The organism is Nitrospirota bacterium, from assembly GCA_013388455.1.
GTDB lineage: Bacteria > Nitrospirota > Thermodesulfovibrionia > Thermodesulfovibrionales > SM23-35 > JACAFF01.
On record JACAFF010000035.1, the window covers coordinates 1 to 4,477 of the forward strand.

9 protein-coding genes and 1 pseudogene are annotated in these 4,477 nt (G+C 35.8%); all 10 read right to left on the bottom strand.

Annotation, left to right across the window (positions count from 1 at the left end; translation table 11 throughout):
- A partial coding sequence (locus HXY53_08305; protein ID NWF76551.1) for a hypothetical protein occupies positions 1 to 170 on the bottom strand: 170 nt, incomplete at its 3' end.
- Positions 156 to 227, bottom strand: a pseudogene (locus HXY53_08310) (hypothetical protein). The pseudogene HXY53_08310 and the gene HXY53_08305, both read right to left, overlap by 15 nt.
- Entirely contained in the window at positions 223 to 501 is a 279-nt protein-coding gene (locus HXY53_08315; protein ID NWF76552.1) for an antitoxin, read from the bottom strand. The pseudogene HXY53_08310 and the gene HXY53_08315 overlap by 5 nt, the downstream one beginning before the upstream one ends.
- Complete coding sequence (locus HXY53_08320) at positions 498 to 776, bottom strand: BrnT family toxin (protein NWF76553.1); 279 nt, start codon at positions 774 to 776, stop codon at positions 498 to 500. The genes HXY53_08315 and HXY53_08320 overlap by 4 nt, the downstream gene beginning before the upstream one ends.
- Before the next feature lie 233 nt (positions 777 to 1,009).
- Positions 1,010 to 1,381 carry a four helix bundle protein gene (locus HXY53_08325; GenBank protein NWF76554.1) on the bottom strand — a complete coding sequence of 124 codons (372 nt, stop codon included), beginning with the start codon at positions 1,379 to 1,381 and terminating at the stop codon, positions 1,010 to 1,012.
- 73 nt (positions 1,382 to 1,454) lie between these two features.
- Complete coding sequence (locus tag HXY53_08330; protein ID NWF76555.1) at positions 1,455 to 1,868, bottom strand: HEPN domain-containing protein; 414 nt, start codon at positions 1,866 to 1,868, stop codon at positions 1,455 to 1,457.
- Complete coding sequence (locus tag HXY53_08335) at positions 1,816 to 2,184, bottom strand: nucleotidyltransferase domain-containing protein (protein NWF76556.1); 369 nt, start codon at positions 2,182 to 2,184, stop codon at positions 1,816 to 1,818. Before HXY53_08335 ends, HXY53_08330 begins: the two co-directional genes overlap by 53 nt.
- Before the next feature lie 1,351 nt (positions 2,185 to 3,535).
- A complete protein-coding gene (locus HXY53_08340; protein ID NWF76557.1) occupies positions 3,536 to 3,748 on the bottom strand; it encodes a DUF2283 domain-containing protein in 213 nt (70 codons plus the stop codon).
- Positions 3,736 to 4,047 carry a DUF4258 domain-containing protein gene (locus HXY53_08345; protein NWF76558.1) on the bottom strand — a complete coding sequence of 104 codons (312 nt, stop codon included), beginning with the start codon at positions 4,045 to 4,047 and terminating at the stop codon, positions 3,736 to 3,738. The genes HXY53_08340 and HXY53_08345 overlap by 13 nt, the downstream gene beginning before the upstream one ends.
- A gap of 22 nt (positions 4,048 to 4,069) precedes the next feature.
- Positions 4,070 to 4,249, bottom strand: a complete 180-nt coding sequence (locus HXY53_08350; protein NWF76559.1) for a tetratricopeptide repeat protein — start codon at positions 4,247 to 4,249, stop codon at positions 4,070 to 4,072.
- Between the last annotated feature and the right edge of the window lie 228 nt (positions 4,250 to 4,477).

Here is a 4,477-nt window from a genome sequence, read left to right on the forward strand (position 1 = left end):
ACTTCTGAATCTTCAGGATTTGCCTTCAAATATTCATCAAACAACTCCTTAGCCTTTGCATACTTCTTTAAACTCATCAACATCTCCCCATAACCCATAACCACTGACCTATAACCTGCAACTACTGCCTGTTGCCTGTTGCCTATTGCCTGACTCTTTGTAATTTTCAATGCCTCTTCAAAATATTTTATTGCATTTTCAAAATTACAATTTGTTAGCAGCTTAATTTTTTACCTCTACCAGTTTCCCACTTACAAATTTATGAATTATACTGGAAACATAAGTCTGATAAGGCAATCCCTCGCTTATTGCCTTTTTCTGCAATTCAGTCAGGTCTCTTTCGGAAATTCTTATGTTTAATCTTTTGTCTTTCTTTAAAGTGTTTCTTGCATACCTCATAAGTTCAACTTTTCTTTTTGAAAGGTTTTTAACAGGTACCCATTCACCTTTTTCAAACCTGTTCAATATTTCTTGTTCTTCTTTTGTTAATTTAGCTTTCATTTTTCTCCTCCAAAATAAATGTTTGTTGCCTTTCTGCTTGGAATAATGGTTTTTAGGAATATTTCTTCCGAATCCTCAACATAAGGAACAAGGTATGCATAATTATTTATCCCGATTACCATTATACGCTGTTTCGGATAACTTTTCTGATTTGGATGTAGATAGTCATCCAAGATCTCGCCTCTCTCAATATAAAAAACAATATCCTCGAAACAAATGCCTCTCGATTCTTTAAGTTTCAGAATCTTTTCTGTGTCCCAATTGATAAGTTTCATTTATTTATAGATTAACACATTGTGTGCATTCTGGCAACAGCAATATGAGTTGTTAGAAAAGTTCGATAGGCTTTATTTCAATCCATCTCTTTTGTTTGAGCAAGTAAAGTTATAATCTTTTTTTCGGTTTCTATAGGGATATCCCCTCTTAAGATAAGAGGGGAGAAAGGGGCGTTATGATTTTTGGTTCTTCTCCCAATTAATTGGTAGAAAGGGTTCAAGGATTCGAGGATTCAAGGGTTCAAGTGTTTGTTTTCTAATGATTTTATTAAGCCCTTTAGCATCCTTTCCACCTCTGCTATATCTGATTGAATCTTCTTTAATCTCTCATTCTTAATATACCCTAAGTCTCCAGATAATAATACCTGAGTCTCTAATTCACAGTTTGAACCATAAGCTACATATAAAGAACGAAGATATTCAGGTGTTGTCTTCCTCCCATATCCTTCAGCTATATTGCTTGGCACAGATATAGCAGCCCTCCTTATCTGGGATATTAAGCTATATCTTTCTTCTTTAGGGAAACCCTTTGTTATTTTATAAATATCCAGACATACCTGATAGGATTTCTGCCAGACTTTTAAGTCCTTATAATTCTTAAGCATTTCACTGGAATCCTCGACCCCTTGAATCCTTATGACTTTATCAACTAATTTGGAGATGATCCAGATTTTTAATCTACAGTTGTTGAATAAGCATATTGATAATGTTCTTTATTTTTTCTATAAAATTCGAGGCATTCTTGAAGGCTTCCTCAGCATCTGTTGAATCAATTGTTACATAGTCTGCATAATCTGCATCTTCGCGTTCAAGCAGCAGACTCCTGAACCACTTCCCATACTCCCTTGGCATAAGTCCGTCTAAAACCAGTTTTTTATTTACCATTGTCTTTACACCTTCATGACTTTTCGGGTCAATGCCAAATAGTATAAGCGCTGCTTTTGCCGCACTCAGGGCAGCATAATAGCTTCTGTTTACAGAAGACTCCCACCTCTTTTCTTTTAAAAGAAGACTTGCATCTTCAAGCAATCTGTCAGCCCTATCGAGACGATAGCTCGAAAGCGATTTCTTCTCCTCTACGTTCAATGTCATAAATGGTTATCCCTTCTTTTTTTATACTTTCAATGAAAGGGCTGCCAAGTCTTTCATTGAATTTCATTTCTTCAATGGAGAAAATTGTAATAGCGAAAGAAGTGTCTGTCTGAAGTTCATAAGAATAAACAATGCTGAGAATTTTATCCTTTATGTCCCTGTCCTTCTTATCAACCAGAACAAGCATATCCAGATCAGAAGTGCCTTTATAGTCTCCACGAACCCTTGAACCATAAATTATGACCCTCACAATCCTTTTGTCAGCAGAAAATTCTTTTACAATAGCCTTTAAAATATCTTTATCTTTCTTAAACATAGAAAAATATTAACATACAGGGCATGTTATTACAATGAATCAAGTGTGGTGTTCTAACAGTTCTTTACATTTGGTTGTCATTGCGCGGAGCGTTAGCGACGAAGCAATCCCAGCCTCGAAGGCAAGATTGCCACGCTCCCGTTGGTCGCTCGCAATGACACATTATACGAGGTGCTCAAATGTAAAGTTATTTATGAAACAGGACACTATGTGTAATTCCCCTCTTGAGAGGGCTTGTCCGACATTTGTTGGGTGGAGCGCAGAGGTGTGTAATTCCCCTCTATCAAGAGGGGTAGGGGGTGTGTAAATCGTGTCATCCCGAACTTGTTTCAGCATCTCCCTATAACCTATTACCACTGACCTATAACCTTTTAATGACTGTTGACCAGTGACTGATGACTGTTCTTCTGTATTTTTCGATGTCTTTCTGATTTTTTGCACTTATATTATTCATAGCGAACTCTGTTCCAATGATTGTCATTCCTGCGAAGGCAGGAATCCAGAAGGATAAACTACTCGAAACCCTCTGGATTCCGCATCAAGTGCGGAATGACAAGAAAAAACCAAAAAACTTAAACAACTTTTAAGATCTTTGATGATTAATAGCATAGTTGAGGGTACCAAGTTCTGTCATTCCTGCGGAAGCAGGAATCCAGAAGGCATTGATTTTACTGGATTCCCGCCTTCGCGGGAATGACAACTTAGCTGTAATGAATTTTTATTTAAAATCAATATCTTGAAAGAGAATTCGGTACTCATGAGTAATCATAATATTTTTTCAAAAATTCATCGAACTTTTTTTTCTAATCCATATCTTTGCAAAATATCTTTCAAAAAGTTTTGTCTATCTTTGTCTGTTCTAAAAGTCTCACTAATTTATATTTATCTTTTGGCCTATGAACTCTTAAAAATATTGCTATTAGGTATTCGGATCTTAATATTTTTACTTCAATATTTTTATATTTTATTAAGATTACATCTTCAACTGCTTCCTTTTCTAAATCCGTAGCTGTGGGTATAAACTGAACTGGCGTCTCTCCTATAGCAATGTACTCCTTATAAGTATTGTAGCCCTTCTTTAACAGGAAATCATAAAACGGAGTTAATGATATTAAACCTTCTTTTTCAGGTTGCTGAAAAAGTCACAAATTCGTCATCCTCCGGCTTGACCTGGTGTTCCACGTTACCCATAACCTATTGAAAAACATGGATTCCCGTATGCACTGGGATGACAGACAAAAATACATAAAATAGTTTTTCAGCAACCTGTCAGCTATCGTTTTATAAGGTCGGGAAAAATAGATTTTGCTCTTTCTTATCACCGGTATATAATTTCAGTATTGATTGATGGCTAAGCAACTACAATTTCAACGGGTAATGGTTGTTTGATCCCAAGCGTTTTCGTTACATGAAGTTTTTCTATTCCTATTACTCTGCCATCTTTATTTTTTTTTAGAATAACTCCATCTCCAGCTTCTTCACAAATGTACTCATCCGCAGGATTACCAAACCATACGTCCATTGTGTCCTTCTCGTTATGGTAATAAACTACTACTTTGTCCATATTATTTCTCTTTCTTTAACTTTGTCAGTTGGATATGCAGTTATTAAAAAACCTTCCGTTCCTTCATGTCTTACTACAACATAGTATAGCTTATCTTCCAGCTTGTAATAAAGGAAGACATTCTCATCAATTTTGCTTTTTCTTATATAATCAGGTTCTGATAAAACTGCTTTAACAATTGCTTCTTTATTTTCCATTACTCTGTGCTTGATATCAACTACGTAGTTCCAGTATTCTTTTGTTGTTCTAACTGTAACATTTAAAGGCGTCTTTATAGCAAAAAGTATTTCCGAGTTCAAGAATTTGTTCCTTACTCCTTTGTCACTTTTTTATCTTCCCAACTGCATCTCCCAACTTCCTGACCTTCCCGATAATCCCTTTACATTTCTTCAAAAAAGCCTGAACTTCAACATCACCCGGGTTCCTCTTCAAATACCCCTCCAAAACCTCCTTTGCTTTTGCATACTTCTTATACCTCATCAACATCTCTCCATCACCCATAACCTATAACCCATCACCCATAACCCATAATCAACTTATAAATACTGGTTATTGGTGACTGATGTTTAAGAGACTGTGTCTTATTCAGGAATTGACTATTCTTGTTCTGTGAACCACCATGCAACGAAATCTTGTGCGATTTTTACAACTTGTTCACACTTTTCTTTTATATTAAACGCATCTTCTTCTTTATATTCTTCATATGGGATCCAGAGCTTGTCATTATCA

Coding starts and splice junctions, on each gene's coding strand:
- HXY53_08315 (NWF76552.1), bottom strand. CDS start 501: ATGAAAGCTAAATTAACAAAAGAAGAACAAGAAATATTGAACAGGTTT.
- HXY53_08320 (NWF76553.1), bottom strand. CDS start 776: ATGAAACTTATCAATTGGGACACAGAAAAGATTCTGAAACTTAAAGAA.
- HXY53_08325 (NWF76554.1), bottom strand. CDS start 1,381: ATGCTTAAGAATTATAAGGACTTAAAAGTCTGGCAGAAATCCTATCAG.
- HXY53_08330 (NWF76555.1), bottom strand. CDS start 1,868: ATGACATTGAACGTAGAGGAGAAGAAATCGCTTTCGAGCTATCGTCTC.
- HXY53_08340 (NWF76557.1), bottom strand. CDS start 3,748: ATGGACAAAGTAGTAGTTTATTACCATAACGAGAAGGACACAATGGAC.
- HXY53_08335 (NWF76556.1), bottom strand. CDS start 2,184: ATGTTTAAGAAAGATAAAGATATTTTAAAGGCTATTGTAAAAGAATTT.
- HXY53_08350 (NWF76559.1), bottom strand. CDS start 4,249: ATGGGTGATGGAGAGATGTTGATGAGGTATAAGAAGTATGCAAAAGCA.